Annotated in this window: 19 protein-coding genes; all 19 read left to right on the top strand. The window is 40.2% G+C overall.

Annotated features, from left to right (window positions below; genetic code table 11):
- Window positions 1-17: 17 nt before the first annotated feature.
- The 19 genes from M1D69_RS16940 (at window position 18) to lpdA (ending at window position 20,882) form a co-directional block, all read left to right on the top strand.
- A complete protein-coding gene (locus tag M1D69_RS16940) occupies window positions 18-881 on the top strand; it encodes a DNA-3-methyladenine glycosylase family protein (protein WP_458105432.1) in 864 nt (287 codons plus the stop codon).
- A gap of 113 nt (window positions 882-994) precedes the next feature.
- Complete coding sequence (gene rlmD, locus M1D69_RS16935; protein ID WP_458105433.1) at window positions 995-2,395, top strand: 23S rRNA (uracil(1939)-C(5))-methyltransferase RlmD; 1,401 nt, start codon at window positions 995-997, stop codon at window positions 2,393-2,395.
- 797 nt (window positions 2,396-3,192) lie between these two features.
- Window positions 3,193-3,357, top strand: coding sequence for an LxmA leader domain family RiPP (locus M1D69_RS16930; RefSeq protein WP_200900436.1), 165 nt, complete (start codon window positions 3,193-3,195; stop codon window positions 3,355-3,357).
- Window positions 3,358-3,457: 100 nt separating this feature from the next.
- Window positions 3,458-4,573: a serine hydrolase gene (locus M1D69_RS16925; RefSeq protein ID WP_072183599.1), complete on the top strand. Its 1,116-nt coding sequence runs from the start codon at window positions 3,458-3,460 to the stop codon at window positions 4,571-4,573.
- A gap of 3 nt (window positions 4,574-4,576) precedes the next feature.
- Window positions 4,577-5,545 carry a phosphotransferase gene (locus M1D69_RS16920; protein WP_072183600.1) on the top strand — a complete coding sequence of 323 codons (969 nt, stop codon included), beginning with the start codon at window positions 4,577-4,579 and terminating at the stop codon, window positions 5,543-5,545.
- A gap of 28 nt (window positions 5,546-5,573) precedes the next feature.
- Window positions 5,574-6,461 (top strand): T3SS effector HopA1 family protein, encoded by an 888-nt coding sequence (locus M1D69_RS16915; RefSeq protein ID WP_088679810.1) that lies wholly within the window; start codon window positions 5,574-5,576, stop codon window positions 6,459-6,461.
- 693 nt (window positions 6,462-7,154) lie between these two features.
- Entirely contained in the window at window positions 7,155-8,057 is a 903-nt protein-coding gene (locus tag M1D69_RS16910; protein WP_458105434.1) for an ABC transporter ATP-binding protein, read from the top strand.
- Window positions 8,058-8,110: 53 nt separating this feature from the next.
- The gene (locus M1D69_RS16905; RefSeq protein ID WP_458105435.1) at window positions 8,111-8,818 is read left to right on the top strand and encodes a hypothetical protein; all 708 of its coding nucleotides are present in this window, start codon (window positions 8,111-8,113) and stop codon (window positions 8,816-8,818) included.
- A gap of 49 nt (window positions 8,819-8,867) precedes the next feature.
- Window positions 8,868-9,797 carry an ABC transporter ATP-binding protein gene (locus M1D69_RS16900; RefSeq protein ID WP_121591531.1) on the top strand — a complete coding sequence of 310 codons (930 nt, stop codon included), beginning with the start codon at window positions 8,868-8,870 and terminating at the stop codon, window positions 9,795-9,797.
- Complete coding sequence (locus M1D69_RS16895; protein ID WP_010787966.1) at window positions 9,794-10,609, top strand: ABC transporter permease; 816 nt, start codon at window positions 9,794-9,796, stop codon at window positions 10,607-10,609. The genes M1D69_RS16900 and M1D69_RS16895 overlap by 4 nt, the downstream gene beginning before the upstream one ends.
- Window positions 10,610-10,646: 37 nt before the next feature.
- Window positions 10,647-11,768, top strand: a complete 1,122-nt coding sequence (locus M1D69_RS16890) for an alcohol dehydrogenase catalytic domain-containing protein (RefSeq protein ID WP_458105436.1) — start codon at window positions 10,647-10,649, stop codon at window positions 11,766-11,768.
- Window positions 11,769-12,919: 1,151 nt separating this feature from the next.
- Entirely contained in the window at window positions 12,920-13,903 is a 984-nt protein-coding gene (locus M1D69_RS16885; RefSeq protein WP_458105437.1) for a tRNA dihydrouridine synthase, read from the top strand.
- 255 nt (window positions 13,904-14,158) lie between these two features.
- Window positions 14,159-14,719 carry a GNAT family N-acetyltransferase gene (locus M1D69_RS16880; protein WP_458105438.1) on the top strand — a complete coding sequence of 187 codons (561 nt, stop codon included), beginning with the start codon at window positions 14,159-14,161 and terminating at the stop codon, window positions 14,717-14,719.
- A 127-nt stretch (window positions 14,720-14,846) separates the two neighbouring features.
- Complete coding sequence (locus M1D69_RS16875; RefSeq protein ID WP_458105439.1) at window positions 14,847-15,326, top strand: DUF6884 domain-containing protein; 480 nt, start codon at window positions 14,847-14,849, stop codon at window positions 15,324-15,326.
- Window positions 15,327-15,328: 2 nt separating this feature from the next.
- Window positions 15,329-16,018 (top strand): YfjL-like protein, encoded by a 690-nt coding sequence (locus tag M1D69_RS16870; RefSeq protein ID WP_458105440.1) that lies wholly within the window; start codon window positions 15,329-15,331, stop codon window positions 16,016-16,018.
- A gap of 229 nt (window positions 16,019-16,247) precedes the next feature.
- Entirely contained in the window at window positions 16,248-17,249 is a 1,002-nt protein-coding gene (acoA, locus tag M1D69_RS16865; protein WP_458105441.1) for an acetoin:2,6-dichlorophenolindophenol oxidoreductase subunit alpha, read from the top strand.
- Between the two features lies 1 nt (window position 17,250).
- Window positions 17,251-18,279, top strand: a complete 1,029-nt coding sequence (gene acoB / locus M1D69_RS16860) for an acetoin:2,6-dichlorophenolindophenol oxidoreductase subunit beta (protein ID WP_458105442.1) — start codon at window positions 17,251-17,253, stop codon at window positions 18,277-18,279.
- Window positions 18,280-18,292: 13 nt separating this feature from the next.
- The gene (locus M1D69_RS16855; protein ID WP_458105443.1) at window positions 18,293-19,489 is read left to right on the top strand and encodes a dihydrolipoamide acetyltransferase family protein; all 1,197 of its coding nucleotides are present in this window, start codon (window positions 18,293-18,295) and stop codon (window positions 19,487-19,489) included.
- 16 nt (window positions 19,490-19,505) lie between these two features.
- Complete coding sequence (lpdA, locus tag M1D69_RS16850; RefSeq protein ID WP_458105444.1) at window positions 19,506-20,882, top strand: dihydrolipoyl dehydrogenase; 1,377 nt, start codon at window positions 19,506-19,508, stop codon at window positions 20,880-20,882.
- The last annotated feature ends 104 nt before the right edge of the window (window positions 20,883-20,986 follow it).

Raw genomic sequence — 20,986 nt, 5'->3', positions numbered from 1 at the left:
GAAAAAGGGCTGATCATATGTGGAAAGAAAAAGTATCGGTCACACCGCCGTACCATTTTGACCGTGTGCTCGACAGGCTGTCGTTAGATCCTCTGAATGCAGTTGATTTGAAAGCGCGGGACATAAGAGTGCCGATCAGAAATAAGGCCGGTGACGTATGTATTGTGAAGGTGCAGGCGTTAGGCCATGCGGACGAGCCCGAGTTTCTCGTCAGCGGGGAAACAGAGCAGGAAGACATGATGAAGGAAATCAAACGGATTTTTCAATGGGAACATGATTTGCAGCATGTCCTTGATCATTTCTCAAAAACGAATCTTTCCGCCATTTTTGAAGAGCATGCAGGCACGCCGCTTGTATTAGACTACAGCGTGTACAATTGTATCATGAAATGCATTGTGCACCAGCAGCTGAATCTATCTTTTGCGTACACTTTGACAGAACGGTTTGTCCATGCGTTCGGCGAGCAGAAGGACGGCGTGTGGTGCTATCCGAAGCCGGAAACGATTGCGGCGCTGGATTATCAAGATCTCCGCGAGCTCCAGTTCAGCATGAGAAAAGCGGAATACGCCATTGATACGTCAAGGATGATCGCAGAAGGCACACTCGACTTGTCAGAGCTGCCCCAACTGACGGATGAAGACATCATGAAGAAACTGATCAAAATCAGAGGCATCGGCCCGTGGACGGTACAAAACGTGCTGATGTTTGGGCTCGGACGGCCCAATTTATTCCCGCTGGCCGATATCGGACTGCAAAACGCGATCAAACGCCATTTCAATTTGGAAGACAAACCGGCAAAGGATGTTATGCTCGCGATGAGCAAGGAGTGGGAGCCTTATTTGAGCTATGCGTCGTTGTATTTGTGGAGGAGTATAGAATAATTCGTCTGACAATGAAGGAAATCGTGCAAACGTGTTATACTAGAAAGATGTGAAAAAACCATTTCACTTTCTGCCATCTGCAGAAAGCTTCATATAGAAACGGAGAGAACAACGTGAACCAACAAAACAAAAAGGCGCCCGTCGAACTGAAAGTCGGACAGACCTTTCCGCTGACGATTAAACGTCTCGGAATTAACGGGGAAGGCGTCGGCTATTTCAAGAAAAAAGTCGTGTTCGTGCCCGGCGCGCTTCCAGGTGAAGAGGTTGTCGTCCAAGCGACGAAAGTGCAGCCGAAGTTTTCGGAGGGACGGATCAAGAAGATTCGCAAGGCTTCGGAGCATCGGGTGGCACCGCCTTGCCCTGTCTACGAGCAGTGCGGCGGCTGCCAGCTTCAGCATCTTGCATACAGCCAGCAGCTTCGGGAAAAGCGCGACATCGTCATCCAGTCTCTGGAGCGCCATACGAAGTTTAAAGTCGAAAACATGGATATTAGAGAAACGGTCGGCATGGACAACCCATGGAATTACCGCAACAAAAGCCAATTCCAGATCGGACGCTCACAAAGCGGCAGCATCATCGCCGGCTTATACGGCCTTGATTCTCATGATATCGTGCCGATCAAAGACTGCATCGTTCAGCATCCGGCAACCAACAAAACAACAGGCATCGTCCGCCGCATTTTTGAGGACTTCAATGTGTCTGTTTATAATGAAAGAAAACGAAAAGGCGACGTTCGCACGATCGTGACGAGAGTCGGCTTTGAAACAGGCGAAGTGCAGGTCGTGCTTGTGACAGCAAAAGAAACGCTTCCGCATAAGGAGGAAATCGTCAACGCGATCCAAAAGCGCCTGCCTGAGGTCAAATCCATTATTCAAAATGTAAACGGAGCGAAAACCTCTGTTATTTTCGGTGAGAAATCAAAACCGCTCGCCGGACATACCGTGATTCAAGAGGTGCTCGGAGACGTTTCATTTGAATTGAGCGCCCGCGCTTTCTTCCAGCTCAATCCGGAGCAAACCGTCAAGCTGTATGACGAAGTGAAAAAAGCGGCGCAGCTGACCGGAAAAGAGAAAGTCGTTGACGCGTATTGCGGCGTCGGCACCATCGGCATGTGGGTGGCGGACGGAGCGAAGGAAGTCCGCGGCATGGACGTCATCAAAGAATCGATTGACGATGCCAAGAAAAACGCCAAAAAACACGGCATGACAAATGCCACCTACGTAACAGGAACAGCCGAGCACTGGCTCCCGAAATGGACGAAAGAAGGCTTCCGCCCGGACGTCGTCATCGTTGATCCGCCAAGAACCGGCTGTGACAGCACGTTCCTGGATACGATCAAAAAAGTCAAACCGAAACGCTTTGTGTACGTTTCCTGCAATCCATCCACGCTTGCGAAGGATTTACAGGCGCTGTCGAAAGACTATCGCGTGGAATATATTCAGCCTGTCGATATGTTTCCGCAGACGGCTCACGTGGAAGCCGTGGCGAAGCTTGTATTAAAATCGTCTAACTAAAATAAACAATTCCTAATCAGACCTGGATTTCGGTACGATAAACAATTCCGATTTCTGGGTCTTTTTCATGTGCAGCCCTATGTCTCTTCTCTTCTTTCTTCTCCTTTCGCATCTTATTCGAAAAACTATATCTCAACTGACAAAAGGTGAAAAAACAGATGGAAAAGAAGACGAAAACGATTTTAAACAGAAAAATTTTAAAAGTGGAGGTATTTTAACTAGGACGATGGAATGCGAGTTGTTGGGGCTGGTTTTGGGAAATGTTTATTTTTGTGTATATAGTAGACCAAAGAAATGGAAATTTAGTTCATAATATAAAATATGTTAAAAAGAATTTATGTTTGCTGCAGTTTATTTGTAACTCTATCTTACAACTCTTTGTCTCTCTGACACTTTCTCGTTCTCTCTGCTAAAAAGATGGTGCCAAAAGTTGTGTAAGAATGGAAAAAGATGAACGAAGCTTTTTTTTCAAAACCAATATCATTTCGAAGACCGGATCTAATAGAGTCGGTCTTTTTTGTTTTAGAGGATCTAAGCTTGTCCTTATAAGGTTTTTTCTGTTTCCTGGTACCTTTTCAGTATTATCACTCTCAAGAACCGTAGGATTCCTCTTTAAACTTTAATATAATTTTATGGAAATTTACTTGTTTTTTTCCATGAAATTTATTATAGTAAAAATGTCGCTGCCTCATTATTACTAAAATGTTATTTTTTGTTTTTGAATGTTGTGGAACTTTTCCACCAATTTTATCTTAAACTGATCTTTTTTTCAAATAATTTATGAGGTGATAATCATTATGAAAAATTTAATTTCAGGCTATACTGCTTATACTTCTCCAGTAGAAGTCCAAAAAAGTGCTAACGAGGAAAACCAACTGGGTAATGTCGGTACTTCACTCTCGTTGTCTCTCTCAGTCTCATACTCTGCTTCTGTATCATGGAGTTGGTCCGTTAGTTTTTAATTTTTTAGATAATATTATAGAGAGTGTTAATCAAGCCTATTGTTATTATAGGATTATAGGTTGATACTACATACATTTTAGTAAATGGGGCGGTGATCATATGAATGATTATAGTATTTATAAGAAAATTCTATATTTGTTAAATAATAAAGAGGAAAGTGTGTATCAGGAAGCAGCGAAACTGGTATCACCAATAAAAAAAGAAACCGAAATAAGAGCTTTGTCGGAGATTATTACAGGCCTGAAATTAGGTTCAGTTCGATACACTTATGATGGCAAGAATGATGTAATAAAAATATCTGATCAACAGATATGCGGTGAAATAAAGCTGGAAACTGATACTGAAGGATTTCTGGATAAAATGTTGATTATTCCTCATACACCAGATATTTCAGATGTTAAATCTCTTAAGGATGCTTTCCTGAAATTAGATGCTTCATTTAAAATAATATTTTCCCGTAACGGGGAGAAGGAGTCCTTTGTAAATGGAGAGCAGAAAAACTTTGCAATTTCTTCTCTGGTGAAGATTGCTATAACAAATGCAGTTTATGAAGCTGTAAATGAAAAAGTAATAGATTTAGATTCAAAAATAGAAATATTCTCCGAGGACTTAAGTGTCCTTACTGCAGGATTATCAGAAAAAAATGTAGGAGAACATCACAGCATAAAGGAATTATTATCATTAATGCTGCTTGTCTCAGATAATAGTGCAATGGATATTTTAATTAGAGTCATCGGAAAAGACAGAATTAGGGACTCTTTAATAAATATAGCCTCTGAAAATCATATAACACTCTCCAATCCTAATATTAACCCTACAAAAGAAATCTTTGGAGATGCATGGTGCTATGATCATTCACCGGAATCCACATGGAGGGATAGGGCTCTTAAAAATGTAGCTTGGGTAAAAGGTCTTGATTACTTTATCCCTTTAGAAATGATAGTGATATTAGTTAATAATATTATCAAAAACGACTGGGTGCCTTGGGATGAACTAAAGCAAACACCTGCCATAATATATAAAGGTGGTTCAGCTCCGGGAGTATTATCAGCATTATGGTCAACCCGTCATATCAAAGACGGGGAATTATCTTTAATTTTCTCATTGAATAGGACTTATCCCTTAACAATAATTGAAGAACTATACATATTTGAATGCGCTAATAAACTTCTTACGAACATTGGAATGCTTAATATATCAGAAATGAGGGTGTGAGATATGGAATTAATAGGAAGTGGACGTAATATATCATATAAAGAGATTCATAATAATAAGTACTTTTTCAAAAAAAAATTACTTGGACAACAAGAGGATGTTTTCAGAAGGTACAATAACCTACTAAAATGGGATAGAGTGCTAGAAGGGGCGATTGATTTTAATTCATTAAGAATAACAAATTCAGATCCAAAAGAATTTACCCTTCAGTACGAGTGGATTGAAAATGCTGAATCATTACAAAGTCTGCTTTCAGAAGCAGATGATAACATAGATGAGTTAGTAAAAAGAGCAGCTGTTATATTGGCGAAAATACATTCGCTTCCTGAGGAAAAAAATGCAAGTGAAATTCATAGACAAAACTGGTACAGACCTGTTTTAGCTTTAGAAATAGAAGAATATGCGAACTGCACAGGAGCAGAATTAGAGCTTTTTTCACTTCTCCAACATGATAATGAATTGTTTAATGCTTTATTTAATCATTACAATGACAAAGAAAATATGATGGGGATGTGTCACGGAGATATACGGTTAGATCAATTTCTATATGATGGTGAGAAAGTATGGATAATAGATTTTGAAGAATTTCATTACGGTGATATATTAAGAGATTTAGCAGGACTCATAGGTTGTATTTTCTTTGAGGCATTATTAAAAACATTTTCTTCAAGTATACAGGATTCTTCTGAGCCGAAAGAGATCGATAAAGATTTTGTCGAAAGAGGTAAAACTTATTTAGATAACTGTGAATCAGTTATGCATTGTGCTTTTAAGGCTTATCAAGACACAGTTAGCTACAAAATAGATAAGAAAAGGCTAGTAATTAATATAGGCTGGTTTGTAATAGAGCGTATTATGAGCAGAGCGAAATTTTCATTTCGTTTATCAGCTATGGATAAAGCAATATTAGGAGTTGGCAGACAGGCCATACTGTATCCGGAGTACATGCAAGATCTTTTTGATACTAAGTGATCTGATTTAAAAGATAGAGGTGAATAAGATGAAAACCAATACAAATTCGATTAATGAATTATATAATTTAATCGCCCTTAAGCCTGATCTGGATACTATTATAATTAATGGCGAAAAGTATTCTGAAGTACTTAAGAAACCCAAAAGTCAACTTGTTCAATGGTTATATTGTACATTGCATACTGGTAATTTATCATTGATGGATAACATTGAAAGATATCATAGTACGAACTTAGATGATATAATTTCTAACAGTGTGAAAGATCCAACATTGTTAGTTCCTGCGAAAGATGTTAAAATAAAGGATGCCTTTTTAGTTGAAGTGGATGGGGTTAGAATAAATAGTAAACTTAATTCTGAGGGTACTGTATGTTTGCCTTGTTTTCGTCCTAACTTAACTCCCGGTTTCTTTATGTTTGTACATACTAAGTCTGGGCAACACGGCCAGTCTGTTAAACGTCACTATATAGCTGCTGATCATCCGAATTATGCCATTTCGGTTTGGAGTAAATCAATAACAAAGTTAGTAAAAGAAAAATTAAGTTTTTCAGGGAAGATTTTATCAAATACATCTAGTTACCCAAGAAATGATGCTATTGTTTTTTATAGCAGTGAGGATTCTGATAAGGTTGAAAAAATATTAACCGATATAGTTGTTGAACATCCAAATAAAGAAATGCCAGGTTCCCTGCTTTACAAAAAGATTGCTTATAATTTATACACAGCTGAAGAGCCGATTGTTAAAAACGGCGTACAGCAAAGTTTCGGTGAGAATAGATGCAGTGCAATCGCTGATGCAATTCAAGACCATTTTGTCACAAGCGTAGATTTTAAATTGCTTTTAAAGCAAAGGTTAAAAGCATATCACATTGATCCGGAAGACTTGTCAAAAAACATTCTTTATTCCAATTCTTGATATTTGATTATTGACAAGCTCACCTTTGAGGTATCATCTATTTGCGACTTTGTTGAAGTGAAGATTTTTAAGCATGGGTCTCTATTAACATTTGAGTAACTTTAAGTTATTTATTCTTGAAAAAGCCCCGGCCAGGGGCTGTTTAACAATCTGGGCGTCACATCTGCTGCATAACTATCATACGAAATGCCTTGGAAGTTATTTCAGAACACAACTAGCTATATTCAAAAGCGTACGATTCAATAGGTTGAAATTGCATTTCTATTAAGATTTCTTACAGGTAGGTTTAAAGTATAGCCAATATACTTTATTTAACGTGACATTAAAAGAGAATTATATATCTTAAGTGTAGTTGCAAATTATGTTGTTTAAATATTTAAACAACCGTTTTATACATTATGGGTGTCAATTTTTCTTGATACAGTGTTTACCCGAAGGGCTAAGAGTTATGAAGCGCATCCCATTGGCCGAGGTTAATGGATATTATTTGTCAAAGGAAGTTGATTATGGAAGTAAAAATAATTATACCTATCATAGTACTGGTTATAATCTACTTTTATTTTTGTTTTAGTGATTTAATTAAAATTAACAAGACTAATTTATTCCCTAAATGGGTCTGGGCGATTATTTGTTGCATATCAATTCCATTAGGGGGGATCATATACTTTATTTGGGGGCGCGGAGGTTTAGGAAATGAAAATAGATGAGATTATAAAAATTGAGAATCTGACTGTTTCTTTTGGCGACTTTACCGCATTAAATAATATTTCCTGCTCCATAAATGAAAATTCGGGAGTAGTAGGCTTAATAGGGCCCAATGGTGCAGGGAAAACAACATTAATAAATACTATTCTAGGACAAGTGAAAATTTCAAATGGGACTGTCTTTTGTGATCATAACGACATTGCTTACTGCCCTGATATGCCTTCATTTGAACCATATCTAACTGCTGAAGAAGTTTTAGAACAATCATTGAGGCTTAAACGCAAAAATATTAGAAAGAATAGTGAAAATATCGACACTATATTAAGTTCAGTTGGATTACAAGACGCTAAAAACAGATTTGTTGGATCATTTTCTAGAGGGATGAAACAACGACTTGGTATTGCTTCTGCAATTATACTAGAACCAAAATTAATTTTCTTAGATGAACCAACGAGTGCTTTAGATCCCTTTGGAAAAGCAGATATACTTTCTTTAATCTCTAATATTGCTCAAAGCTTTACAATAGTTATTTCGAGCCATTCACTAAATGATATAGAGAAGATTGCTGATACACTCTTAGTGCTTAATAAAGGAAATTTATTGTTTAGCGGCAAGTTAATAAATTTTTTAAGTGAAGGCAGCTTGTATGCAGAGGTTGAAATTAAAGATTCCACTTCATTAGATTATGTTCTAAGTTATTTTAGAGATAATGGAGTAGATGTATTTACAGAGTCACAGAATCCAAGAGTTATAAAGTTCCCGAAAGAGTATTTCTCGTCTGTGCTGTCTATATCAGCTAACATATCACAATATATACAATCATGCAGCAATAAAAAAATGAGTTTGGATGATGCTTTTTCAAATTTGGTACGGTCATTTAAAATATCTTAGGAGTGATTTTAATTTTTAGGATTGAATTTCTACATTGGCTAAGAAGTAAAAGAATGTTGGTATTAATAGGTGTATTTATATTCTCAGCTCTAACCTCTCCATTGTTTACATACTATGCAGGCGATATAATTGGTAATTTAAGCGGATCTAATGATGCTAAATTGATATTACCAGATCCGCATTGGCAGGAATTAATTACGTCTTATTTTAAAAATTCCTCCCAGCTGGTTATGTTAATCTGTGCTTATCTGGTTGCCGATATGTGTGCGTTTGGTAAAGATAAATCTTTACAACACTTTTATAAAAGCCGTGGTGAAAATGCCTGGATAGTGTTTTGGCCTAAAGTAATAGTAAGTGTAGCAATTACTTTTATTGCTTCGGTAGTTGGGAGTATTTTTGCTTCATATGAAACCTGGGTCTTCTTTGATGACTTGGATTTTGGAAACCTTATTGCTGCATTTGCACTTCAGATATTTGGGTTTTTGCTCTTTATAATTGTTAGTGCCACAATTTCAGTATGGCTTAATTCACCATTTATATCAGCATTGCTAGTAACAATAATTATTTTCATATCCAGTTTTTTGAAGGATATTCACCAATTTAAAAATTGGTCCCCGACTACTCTTCTCTCACCAACGGATGTTTTAAAAAATGGAATTGAGTTTGATGCGGTTGGCCATTCAATGATCACTAGTATTTTCACACTTGTAATTTGTCTAGTATTCATCTATATAAGACCGCTTAGATATAAGAACAGATAATATTAAAATAATTGCTTACTTGAGAAGATCGATAGGAGTGCAAACATTAATGATAGCAGAAGTGATTAACTTGAGTAAAAAGATGAATGATCGTGAAATTATTAAAGACTTATCTTTTAGTGTAGAAACGGGACATACTTTTGCAATCCTAGGTCCTAATGGTGCTGGTAAAACTACTACAGTACGTTTACTTACCGGCCTGTTATCTCCCACGAACGGAACAATTAAGTTGTTTAATGAACCCCTTACCCAGAAGAATAGTGCATCACTGAGAAATAGGATTGGTGTTCAAAATGATGGTAATTTATATGAAAGCCTTACTCTTGTTGAAAACTTAAACATTTGGGGAAAGTTTTATGGCATAAGCGCAAATGATAGAAAGAAAAGGATTAAAGAATTACTAAATGTTTTTGAGTTAACGGATCGTTCCAAATCTAAGTTGGGTACTTTTAGTAAAGGGATGAAACAGAAGGCAGCTTTGGCCCGAGCTATGCTGCATAAACCTGAACTATTAATACTGGATGAGCCCACTTCAGGACTTGATCCAGTGACATCTGAAAATCTAACAGATCATCTTCGGGAGATGGTTAAAAATGATGGTGCATCAATTATAATATGTACTCATCAATTACAAGGATTAGAAGAATTAGCAGATGATATTGGTATTATTCAAGATGGGTGTTTTAAAACATTAGGACCTGTACAAGACGTATTAAAGGAAGAATGGCCTTATTTCGAATTTGATATTAAAGCTACGCCCATCGAGAAAACAATCAGCACAAGCAAGACATTCGGTAAAGCAGAGCAGATACATAATAATGATCAACCATACGTTCGTGTACGCTTAAATCAAGCAGATGATATCACTTTATTAATCAGGCAATTGATTTTAGCAGATATTAAAGTATATTCAGTTGCAGAAGTGCAGCATACAATTAAGGAATTGTATTTTAATAAGATAGGTGAATTGCAATCATGATTAGAAACCATAAGGTAACCAATTTAATCAACAAGGATTTATTAGAAATCAAGAATGATAAGGCGGCGATAGCTTCCCTTTTGGTTGTTCCATTTATATTTAGTGTATTTTTACCATTAATTATCCTTTTGGGCGGCACCAGTAGTTTACCTACCAATTCTATAGGCGGAATAAGCGTATTTCTTGAAAGGTTGCCAAAAGAAATGGTGTTGCAGCAAGGACTAAATCAGGAAAAATCAGCAGCATATGCGGTATTGATGTATTTTTTCAAACCTTTATTTCTCTTGATTCCAGTTATCATTTCGACAGTCATATCTAGTTCAAGTTTTGTTGGCGAAAAAGAAAACAAAACTGTTGAAGGTTTATTATATACACCTTTAACTAATAAAGAACTAATGCTTGGAAAGATTCTTGCCTCTGCTATACCTTCTATGATTATTACATGGTTATCAATGATTGTATATGGAGTTATTTTAGATACGTTTGGTTTTTATGTCTTTGGTGAAATGATATTTCCTGATATAAACTGGTTAATTATTGGGCTCATCTTAGATCCATTAATTGTCTTCTTGGCTATTTCACTTATCATTACAGTTTCTCAACGAGTAAAGACAAGTAAATCGGCACAATCTGTTGCCGTGGTTATGGTATTACCTATTATGGGTCTTATTATATCTCAAGCAGGAGGTGTCATGCTATTTGGAATTAAAATTACATTATTATTATCATTAGTGTTAATAATAATTGATATCGTTATATTTCTTATTATTTCCAAAAAATTTAATAGAGAGAAGTTTATTATGAGAATATAGAACATTACAAAATAATCTAATGCCGGGCGGGACAAAAATGAAAACTTTATCATTAATTAATACTAATTTAGTTTCAGATTCTGACATACAATTATTGTCACCAGTGAATCTGGCGGGTACTGATTTACATTTAGGGATAGTGGAGGTTGACGAGCCACATTTTGATCCAAATCATGAAGATAACCGAAACTTTGTGCTAGTTAAAGTAGATGCGTTTTCATGTAATTACAGAGACAAAGCATTAATATTAAAATCGGCTTTGAAGATGGCTGGAAGTACAGGAGTAGATTCACTTCCTTTTGCTTTCTTTGGTTCAGATTTTGTCGGCAGAATCATAAAAAAAGGTACTGATGTAGATCACTTTGATATAGGAGACAGAGTTATCCCTGATTGTGCTTATCCAGAACCGCCATTCCCTAGTGTTGCACCAGGCGTTGTAACTAACGAAGCTTCAAAAGGATGGTTAAGATTACACAAATCTAAGCTGATAGGTATCCCTGATTTTATGGATGATGAAATTGCAGCTTCCTATTCTATAGGAGGACAGACCTCCACAAGTATGATAAGGAAGACAGGTGTTCAAAAAGGTGAGAAAGCACTTGTTCTAAGTTCACGGTCGAATACTTCAATGTTTATTTTAAATGGTTTAATCTCAAAAGGTATTGAAACAACAGCCCTCACGACATCAGACTGGTCAGAAGATGAGAAGAGACTCATTTCTCCTACAAGATTATTTAAAATAGAAAGAGGAGCAGCTGACTGGTCTGAATATTCCGACTTGGGCAAATTTGATGTAATCTTTGATCCTTATTTTGATTTACATCTTATTAATGCAATTGATCTATTAGAACAAGGCGGACGTTATATTACATGTGGATATAAAAATCAACATCCACATTTTGTTGAAGCTAGTGATAGGAAGACTGATTCAGAACGGATACACAAAAGTATGCTTACTCTAACAATTAATAACTTATCAATTATAGGTAATTGCATCGGCACATCTGATGATCTAAATAAGTCAATAGAAAAATTTGACCCGAATAAATTTATTGTTCCAGTTGATAATACATACTCAATAGAGAATGGAGACAAATTTATAGATAGAACTTATAATAGAAATACTCGTTTAGGGAAAACGGTATTGATATATAGATAAGTTAGCAAAATAGTCAAAATTCAAATTCTATTGTATTAATAGAGTTCTATAGATCATATTGTTTAAAAACATACATGAAATAGTTGAAGTATTTTTTTTCGGCAATTTCAGAAGGAGCTCTTCATTTAAGAACTCTATCAGTGTAATATATTATCAGCTAATCTATATTAGATGTGAGTACTCTTTGGTCATCGCATGGTCAGTAAATCGGTTAACAATAAACTGCTTTATATTTATTAGCCATCTTCAGGCATAGAAGATGGCTATTTTTAAGTTGAAATACTTGCTTTTTAGGATCTGTATCATTCTCTTGCCAGCAACTAAATTTGATTAGGAGCATTCCTTAATGTAAGTTATAAAGATATTGATAAAGTAATAGATGATCTAAACCATGTATACTTAATAAGAAAGTGAATGGTGGTATTGCAAGATCAGGAAACAAATTAAAAGGAAAAAGTATTGATAGAGGTACTGGTAAAAACCAGTTTAGATTTTTAAAGTATTACTTATAAAAGCATGTTATCATATGAATGTAAGATTTTATGATGAGCACCAATAACCTTTTATAGCTTGCTAAATTTGGAGTCTAATATAGTAGTGACTGGCAGCGACAATTGATGAAGCTATGGCAAGGCTTGGTTTTAAGTCGTCTATCTAAAATAAACAAATCTTAATTAGATCTGGATTTCGGCAGAATGAACAGTGCTGATTTCTGGGTCTTTTTCATGGGCAGTCTTTGCTCTGACTGTCTTTTCTCGAATTACTCTTCTTTCCCTTTTCAATAATCTTAGTTTTAGTAGTCGGAAAATAGAGGAGAAGAATAGCGAAAAAAGAACATTACTGATTTAAAGATAGTTAAAATGGGATATACTCAATAAAACTAATTATTCGTTTCCGCAATTCAGTAATCTGAGCAATACTAAGTATGTGAGAGCCGATTGTCCATGAATATTCTATAGAAATCTAGATCTAACCTTCCATTTCTTAGTCAGTTTTTCTTTTCCATTCCTAGTTATACGTATTAATCACAAAATTCACTATCGATTGATAAAAAGAGCTTAATCATGCTATAAGTGTATAGCAGACAAGGAACTGTTTTATTTTAGGGATATCGGTTTTTGGTATTCATAATGAAAGGATTTGAATTTGTTATGATAGATAATTTCTGGCGTGAATTACCACGGCCTTTTTTTGTACTGGCACCAATGGAAGATGTGACGGATGTTGTGTTTCGCCATGTAGTAAGTGAAGCAGGCAGACCGGATGTGTTCTTTACAGAATTCACAAACTCGGAGAGCTATTGTCACCCGGATGGGAAGGATAGTGTGCGCGGCCGTTTGACTTTTACAGAGGATGAACAGCCAATGGTAGCTCATATATGGGGAGACAAGCCTGAGAACTTTCGCCAAATGAGTATTGGTATGGCGGAATTAGGGTTTAAGGGTCTAGATATCAATATGGGCTGTCCTGTACCTAATGTTGCGGGAAATGGAAAGGGAAGCGGCCTTATTTGTCGTCCAGAGGTTGCAGCAGAACTAATACAAGCCGCAAAAGCAGGCGGATTGCCTGTAAGTGTGAAGACAAGGCTTGGTTACACAGATGTGGACGAATGGCGTGAGTGGCTGACACACGTACTGAAACAAGACATTGCGAATCTTTCTATCCATTTGCGTACAAGATCAGAAATGAGCAAAGTGGATGCGCATTGGGAACTTATCCCGGAGATTAAGAAACTTCGTGACGAGGTGGCACCGGATACTCTTCTTACTATTAATGGAGATATTCCTGACCGTCAAACTGGCTTGAAACTTGCTGAACAATACGGTGTTGATGGGATTATGATTGGCCGCGGTATTTTTACAAATCCATTTGCCTTTGAAAAGGAGCCGAAAGAGCATAGCAGCAAGGAATTGCTTGATCTCTTACGGCTGCATCTGGATCTTCATGATAAATATTCAGCATTAGAAGCCCGTCCGTACAAGCCTCTTCCTCGCTTTTTCAAGATTTACCTCCGCGGATTCAGAGGGGCCAGTGAATTAAGAAATCAATGCATGAACACAAAGTCAACAGATGAAGTGCGTGCATTGCTCGATGAATTTGAGAGGAAGTATCTTGATGGGGCGGAGCCAAAGTAAAAAGTATTCCAATTCAAGGTGGAAGCGAAGTGGGGACATTAAACTGGTGTGAATGCGGTATTGCGCCGGATTATTCCTGCAAATTTTCATCTCGATATTCAGGGAGACATGCTGCCTAGAAGCTGTTGAAGTATTATAAGAATCAAGATAGCAGGGAAATTGTCCTTGCTATCTTTTTTTATCTAAATGGATAAGATAAAATACATGGTAATAACAGGAGATGGTGCGGAAACAATGAAGGGGGGGAAGTTTACGGTGAAAGAATTTCCTATAATTGAAACAAAAAGATTATGTTTAAGAGAAGTAAACTTTGAAGATGCCAAAGATATGCTACCATATCTTTCAGACCAAGATGTTGTTAAGCCGATGGGGTTAGACCCCTTTGAAACAACTAAAGATGTGTGGGAAGAGATTAGGTGGTATAAATCCATATATGAAAAAGGTACAGGAATCAGATGGGGAATTACACTTAAAGATTCTGGCATCGTAATAGGAAGTTGTGGATTTCTTAACAGACTTGCAAAACATTATCGAACTGAAGTTGGGTACGAATTAAGCAAAGATTACTGGAGAAAAGGAATCGTCAGTGAAGCATTAGAGGCTGTTGTCAAATATGGATATAACCACTTGCAGCTGGAAAGAGTTGAAGCTCTTATTGAACCTTCTAATATCCCATCGATAAAACTAGTAGAAAAACAAGGTTTTAGAAGAGAGGGTTTGTTGAGACATTATGAATTCGCTTGTGGTAAATTTGAAGATTTATATATGTATTCAATGATCAAAGGAGATTTTTACAGCTGGTTTGGGAAAAGATAAAAATAAATTTTAACAAATGCCTCTTTCACAATAATGTGAGGAACTAACTGCCCGGGATATGGAAAATGAAACAGGGGCGCTTGTTATTTCAACTATTATATGAAACAGAAATAGGGGGAAGAGAAAAATGAAACGACTATGCATCATCCCCTGCGGCAAGAAAAAAATATGGGACATCCGGCCAGATACAGGTCCGGTAAGAGCGGAAGACGCTTATCTCAGCCCGTTTCATCAGGCGTGCGAGCGATATGCGACATCATTTTTCGATGAGTGGGTGATTTTGTCGGCTAAGCACGGATTCCTTCGCCCAGATGATATCGTACCCGAAAATTACGATGTCACTTTTGGAACCGCTCATCCGGAGATTATGGCAGCGGACGAGCTGCGCCGTCAATTTCACGAAAAAGGCTTTTCCGACATCGAACAGCTTGTTATGCTTGGCGGGAAAAAACACCGATACGTCCTAAACACCGTCATTGACGAACATCAGAATATCAGCTGGCCTCTGTCATCGTACAAAGGCATTGGTTACATGCTTCAAGCGCTGAATCGGGCTGTTGAAGAAAAGCATGAACTGCAGAACGTACAGATGAAGAAAAGGGTGTGAACATGAAAAAACTTGTGGTTGGCTTGCTTGCCATTGCATTATTCGGATGCGGACTATTCATCTATCATGTATGTTTCGGTGATCCATTTACGAAAAATACCGCAGAGCAAAAGCTTGTCTCTTATGTGAAAGAAACCTATCCTCAAAAAGAAATCAAGATCACGAATGGGGTATATAACGTTAAAACCTCGGAATATGTCTTTCAAGCAAACACCCAATCTCATCACTATCCGATGTGTACGAAGGGATTTCTCCATCCGAAAGTCACTTGTGATGGAATTGAAGAAGCGTATACCGAATCAGTAGCAAAACACTTAAATGAAGAAGCATCGAAAGAAATCGAAGCAGATCTGACAAAAGAGGTGCCGCAAATCATAAAAGCTGACGCTGCTTTGATTCTTGAAAACGGCCAGTTCACATTAGATACAAAATGGAACAAACAGCTGGCAAAAAAAGCGCCTATGAGTATGGTGATTCAGTTAGATGCCAGCGGGTTATCAAAAACAGAGGCTGCAAAGATGGCGGAAACAGTAAGAAAAACACTTAATGAAAAGGAATATACATACTCAAACGGCACGATAGACTGTATGCAGAAGGACGGGGACGGCGGTTTCGGTTATGTCAAATATTCAATTGATTTTCTTCCGGAAACAGCTATTCAGCCAAACAATGCAGAGGAATTAGGCAGTTAAAAGATTTCCGAGGAAATAAATACGTCGATCTTTGTCAAAGATCGGGTGATGCCCGGTCTTTTTTGCATGCCATAAAACGAGACAAACGGATCAGATCGAGACAAAATGAGACACCTGTCTCAAACTGTCTCATGGTATCAACATAAAAGACTGATTTTACGGGCATCCAATAGCTGGCACACTTCTTGCATTCATTAAGGTGAACCCTAAATAGAAGGAGGCACACACAATGGAACTGTTAAAACGAGAAGGCTTGTCATTAACTGAGGAAAAAGCGCTGTGGATGTACCAAAAGATGCTGGAAATCAGGGGCTTTGAGGACAAAGTGCATGAACTGTTCGCAGAGGGAGTGCTTCCCGGATTCGTCCACTTGTATGCCGGTGAAGAAGCGGTAGCTGTAGGCGTGTGCGCTCACTTAGATGATGGCGACAGCATTACAAGCACACATAGAGGGCATGGGCATTGTATCGCCAAGGGCTGTGATCTGGATGGCATGATGGCGGAAATTTTCGGGAAAGCGACCGGGCTTTGTAAAGGCAAGGGCGGTTCAATGCACATTGCCGATCTCAATAAAGGTATGTTAGGGGCAAATGGAATCGTCGGGGGCGGATTTACGCTCGCATGCGGGTCAGCGCTCACGGCTAAATATAAACAGACCAAAAATGTAAGCGTTTGCTTTTTTGGGGACGGGGCAAATAACCAAGGCACCTTCCACGAAGGACTGAATCTAGCGGCTGTATGGAACCTTCCTGTCGTGTTTGTTGCTGAAAACAACGGCTATGGTGAAGCTACCCCATTTGAGTACGCGTCAGCCTGTGATTCAATCGCCGACCGGGCGGCTGCTTATAACATGCCGGGGGTTACAGTTGATGGGAAAGATATTTTAGCAGTTTACCAGGCAGCCGAGGAAGCGATAGAAAGAGCAAGAAACGGCGGAGGCCCGTCTTTAATTGAATGCATGACCTACCGAAACTACGGCCATTTCGAAGGGGATGCCCAGACCTATAAAACGAAGGATGAAAGAGTTGAGCACCTTGAAGAAAAGGACGCCATTCAAGGCTTTAAAAACTATCTGTTAAAAGAGACGGATGAAAAAAAACTGGCAGACATTGAACAAAGCGTGAATGAAGCAATTGAAAAAGCAGTCTCCTTCAGCCAAGACAGCCCATATCCGAAAGAATCAGAGTTGCTGGCAGATGTATATGTCTCATATGAAAAAGGAGGAATGTAAGATGGCAAGAGTCATAAGCATGTCAGACGCGATCAATGAAGCGATGAAGCTTGCGATGAGAAGAGACGAAAATGTGCTGTTGATCGGCGAGGATGTAGCCGGAGGAGCGGCGGTCGATCATTTGCAGGATGACGAAGCATGGGGCGGCGTATTAGGGGTCACAAAAGGGCTCGTACAGGAATTCGGGCGCACAAGAGTGCTGGACACACCGATTTCTGAAGCGGGCTACATGGGTGCGGCTATGGCTGCGGCATCAACCGGGCTGAGACCGATTGCGGAGCTGATGTTTAACGACTTTATCGGCACGTGCTTTGACCAGGTCATCAACCAAGGGGCAAAATTCCGCTATATGTTCGGCGGAAAAGCGCAAGTGCCGATTACCGTCCGCACCACATACGGAGCGGGTTTCCGGGCTGCGGCACAGCACTCCCAAACGCTGTACGGCCTTTTCACAAGCATTCCGGGGCTGAAGACGGTTGTTCCGTCGAATCCGTATGATGCCAAAGGTCTGCTGCTTGCGGCGATCGAAGACAACGATCCGGTGTTCTTTTTTGAAGACAAAACGTCCTACAACATGAAAGGGGAAGTGCCGGAAGAGTATTATACAATCCCGCTCGGAAAAGCGGATATCAAACGCAAGGGCGGCGACATTACGCTGTTTGCGATCGGCAAGCAGGTCAATACCGCACTCGAAGCGGCAGCACAATTATCAGAAAAAGGCATTGAAGCCGAGGTGCTTGACCCGCGCAGTCTGTCTCCTCTGGATGAGGATGCGATTTTCACATCGTTAGAAAAAACAAACCGGCTGATCATCATTGACGAAGCCAATCCGCGATGCAGCATAGCCACAGATATAGCCGCGATTGTGGCCGACAAAGGCTTTGATCTGCTGGATGCGCCGATTAAGCGGATTACAGCGCCGCACACACCTGTGCCGTTTTCGCCAGTGCTTGAAGACCAATATTTGCCGACACCAGATAAAATCGTCAGCGTTACGCTTGAATTGCTTGGCGAGCCGGCAGTGAATTAAAGGGGGGACACATATGGCGGTCAAAGTAGTGATGCCAAAGTTGGGAATGGCGATGAAGCAAGGGGAAGTATCGATATGGAATAAAAAAGTAGGCGACCCGGTTGAAAAGGGAGAAAGCATTGCCAGCATTCAATCGGAGAAAATTGAAATGGACATCGAAGCGCCTGAAAAGGGCACGCTGATTGATATTAAGGTGAAAGAAGGGGAAGAGGTTCCGCCCGGTACGGCCATTTGCTACATCGGGGACGCTAATGAATCGGTACAGGAAGAGGCGAAAGAGCCAGCCGCTGAAGCTAGCAGGCAAGCCAATCCCCCGCCTCCTAAACAGGAGAACAAACCCGCAAACACTAAAAAAGACAGACTGAAAATTTCTCCAGTCGCCAGAAAAATAGCGGAAAAAGCAGGGTTAGACCTGAAAAATCTGAAAGGCACGGGACCGGGCGGACGAATCGTAAAGGATGATGTCACAAAGGCGCTTTCTGAACAAAAAAGGGAACAGGCTGAGCCAGTTTCCGAACAAAAGGCGCAGGAAATGCCAGTTACTGGCATGAGAAAAGTGATCGCGTCCAGAATGCAGGAAAGCTTGGCAAACAGCGCCCAGCTGACGATTACAATGAAGGCTGATATCACTAAGCTGGGAGCTCTTCAAAAACAGCTTTCGCCGACAGCGGAGGAACGGCACGGCACGAAATTGACGATCACTCATTTTGTCTCAAGAGCTGCGGTGCTCGCTCTCCAATCACACCCTATGCTGAACAGCTTCTACAAAAATGAGCGCATTATCACACATCCTCATGTTCATCTCGGAATGGCTGTTGCTCTTGAAAAAGGGTTGGTTGTCCCTGTCATTCGTCATGCTGAAAAACTGCCGCTGATTGAGCTGGCCAAAACCATTTCAGAAAACGCCAAAAAAGCACGCGAGGGACGGGCGGGGAGCGAAGAACTGCAAGGCTCCACTTTCTCCATTACAAATCTTGGCGCTTTTGGAGTCGAGCATTTCACCCCGATATTAAATCCGCCGGAAACAGGCATTCTCGGCATCGGAGCAAGCTATGACACGCCGGTTTTTCAAGGGGAGGAGATTGTCAGAGGTACGATACTGCCGCTCAGCCTGACGTTTGATCACAGAACCTGTGACGGCGCTCCGGCAGCAAAATTTCTGAAGACGATCAAAACATATTTGGAGGAACCGGCAGCGTTAATTTTATAGAAAAGCAGGTGAGAACATGACATTAGCCATTATCGGAGGGGGACCAGCGGGCTATGCGGCAGCAGTCTCAGCGGCACAGCAGGGAAAAAAGGTGCTGCTCATTGACAAAGGCTCACTTGGAGGAACCTGTCTGAATGAAGGCTGCATTCCGACGAAGTCTTTGTTAGAAAGCGCAAATGTGCTCGATAAAATCAAACATGCCGGGCGCTTCGGAATTGAACTCCCGCCCGGTGCAATATCGGTTGATTGGGACAAAATGCAGAGCCGAAAACAGCAGGTTGTCAGCCAGCTTGTCCAAGGCATACAGTACTTAATGAAAAAAAATCAAATACAAGTCGTGAAGGGAGAGGCCTCCTTTCTTTCTGACAAGAAGCTCTTAATCGAAGGGGAGAGCGGAAAAGAAATCAGAGAGGCTGAACAAATATTGATTGCTTCCGGATCAGAGCCGATCCAGCTGCCCTTTGCCCCGTTCGACGGCAAATGGGTGATCGACAGCAAAGATGCACTCGGCCTTTCTGAAATTCCCGGTTCGCTTGTGATTGTCGGCGGCGGTGTGATCGGCTGCGAGTATGCCGGATTGTTCGCCAGACTTGGATCGAAGGTGACGATCATTGAAACGGCCGGCCAGCTGATCCCGGCAGAGGACGAGGATATCGCCCGTCTCTTTCAGGAAAAGCTTGAGGAAGACGGAGTTGAAGTTCACACCTCCTCCCGATTAGAGCGTGTTGATCAAGCAGCCAAAACGGCGATATGGAAAAGCGGACAGCGTGAGTTTAAGACGAAGGCCGATTATGTGCTGGTGGCGATCGGCAGAAAACCCCGTCTTGACGGATTACAGCTGGAGCAGGCCGGAGTTGATTTTTCTCCAAAAGGCATTCCGGTAAACGGGCACATGCAGACGAACGTGCCTCATGTTTATGCGTGCGGAGACGCAATCGGAGGCATTCAGCTGGCGCATGCGGCTTTCCACGAGGGCATCGTCGCTGCTTCTCATGCTTCCGGAAGGGATGTCAAAATCAATGAGAAACATGTGCCCCGCTGCATCTATACATCACCGGAAATCGCGTGTATCGGATTGACGGAAAAACAGGCAAGACACGTTTACGGAGATGTACAGATTGGTGAATTTCCTTTTGCCGCAAACGGGAAGGCGCTCATCAAACACCAAGCGGAAGGAAAGGTCAAGATCGTGGCGGAACCGGAATTCGGCGAAATCGTCGGAGTCTCAATGATCGGACCGGATGTGACCGAGCTTATCGGCCAGGCGGCTGCCATCATGAACGGAGAAATGACGGCAGATATGGCGGAGCATTTTATCGCCGCCCATCCGACACTGTCGGAAACACTGCACGAAGCATTGTTAAGCACGATTGGGCTTGCGGTGCATGCATAACAAGAAAAGCTGGCGAGTGCGCCGGCTTTTTTTATTGTTGAAAGCGCTTTATTTTTCCCCTACAATAGATGAAAACGGCGTGTAAGGGAGGAGCGATCAAGGAA

The organism is Bacillus sp. PK3-037 (assembly GCF_054161355.1).
This window is presented reverse-complemented; position numbering and strand designations above follow the sequence as displayed.

What these genes read in the sequence shown, in the direction of transcription:
- M1D69_RS16940 (WP_458105432.1), top strand. Translation starts at nt 18, where the DNA reads ATGTGGAAAGAAAAAGTATCGGTCACACCGCCGTACCATTTTGACCGT.
- M1D69_RS16930 (WP_200900436.1), top strand. Translation starts at nt 3,193, where the DNA reads ATGAAAAATTTAATTTCAGGCTATACTGCTTATACTTCTCCAGTAGAA.
- M1D69_RS16925 (WP_072183599.1), top strand. Translation starts at nt 3,458, where the DNA reads ATGAATGATTATAGTATTTATAAGAAAATTCTATATTTGTTAAATAAT.
- M1D69_RS16920 (WP_072183600.1), top strand. Translation starts at nt 4,577, where the DNA reads ATGGAATTAATAGGAAGTGGACGTAATATATCATATAAAGAGATTCAT.
- M1D69_RS16915 (WP_088679810.1), top strand. Translation starts at nt 5,574, where the DNA reads ATGAAAACCAATACAAATTCGATTAATGAATTATATAATTTAATCGCC.
- M1D69_RS16910 (WP_458105434.1), top strand. Translation starts at nt 7,155, where the DNA reads ATGAAAATAGATGAGATTATAAAAATTGAGAATCTGACTGTTTCTTTT.
- M1D69_RS16905 (WP_458105435.1), top strand. Translation starts at nt 8,111, where the DNA reads ATGTTGGTATTAATAGGTGTATTTATATTCTCAGCTCTAACCTCTCCA.
- M1D69_RS16900 (WP_121591531.1), top strand. Translation starts at nt 8,868, where the DNA reads ATGATAGCAGAAGTGATTAACTTGAGTAAAAAGATGAATGATCGTGAA.
- M1D69_RS16895 (WP_010787966.1), top strand. Translation starts at nt 9,794, where the DNA reads ATGATTAGAAACCATAAGGTAACCAATTTAATCAACAAGGATTTATTA.
- M1D69_RS16890 (WP_458105436.1), top strand. Translation starts at nt 10,647, where the DNA reads ATGAAAACTTTATCATTAATTAATACTAATTTAGTTTCAGATTCTGAC.
- M1D69_RS16885 (WP_458105437.1), top strand. Translation starts at nt 12,920, where the DNA reads ATGATAGATAATTTCTGGCGTGAATTACCACGGCCTTTTTTTGTACTG.
- M1D69_RS16875 (WP_458105439.1), top strand. Translation starts at nt 14,847, where the DNA reads ATGAAACGACTATGCATCATCCCCTGCGGCAAGAAAAAAATATGGGAC.
- M1D69_RS16870 (WP_458105440.1), top strand. Translation starts at nt 15,329, where the DNA reads ATGAAAAAACTTGTGGTTGGCTTGCTTGCCATTGCATTATTCGGATGC.
- acoA (WP_458105441.1), top strand. Translation starts at nt 16,248, where the DNA reads ATGGAACTGTTAAAACGAGAAGGCTTGTCATTAACTGAGGAAAAAGCG.
- acoB (WP_458105442.1), top strand. Translation starts at nt 17,251, where the DNA reads ATGGCAAGAGTCATAAGCATGTCAGACGCGATCAATGAAGCGATGAAG.
- M1D69_RS16855 (WP_458105443.1), top strand. Translation starts at nt 18,293, where the DNA reads ATGGCGGTCAAAGTAGTGATGCCAAAGTTGGGAATGGCGATGAAGCAA.
- lpdA (WP_458105444.1), top strand. Translation starts at nt 19,506, where the DNA reads ATGACATTAGCCATTATCGGAGGGGGACCAGCGGGCTATGCGGCAGCA.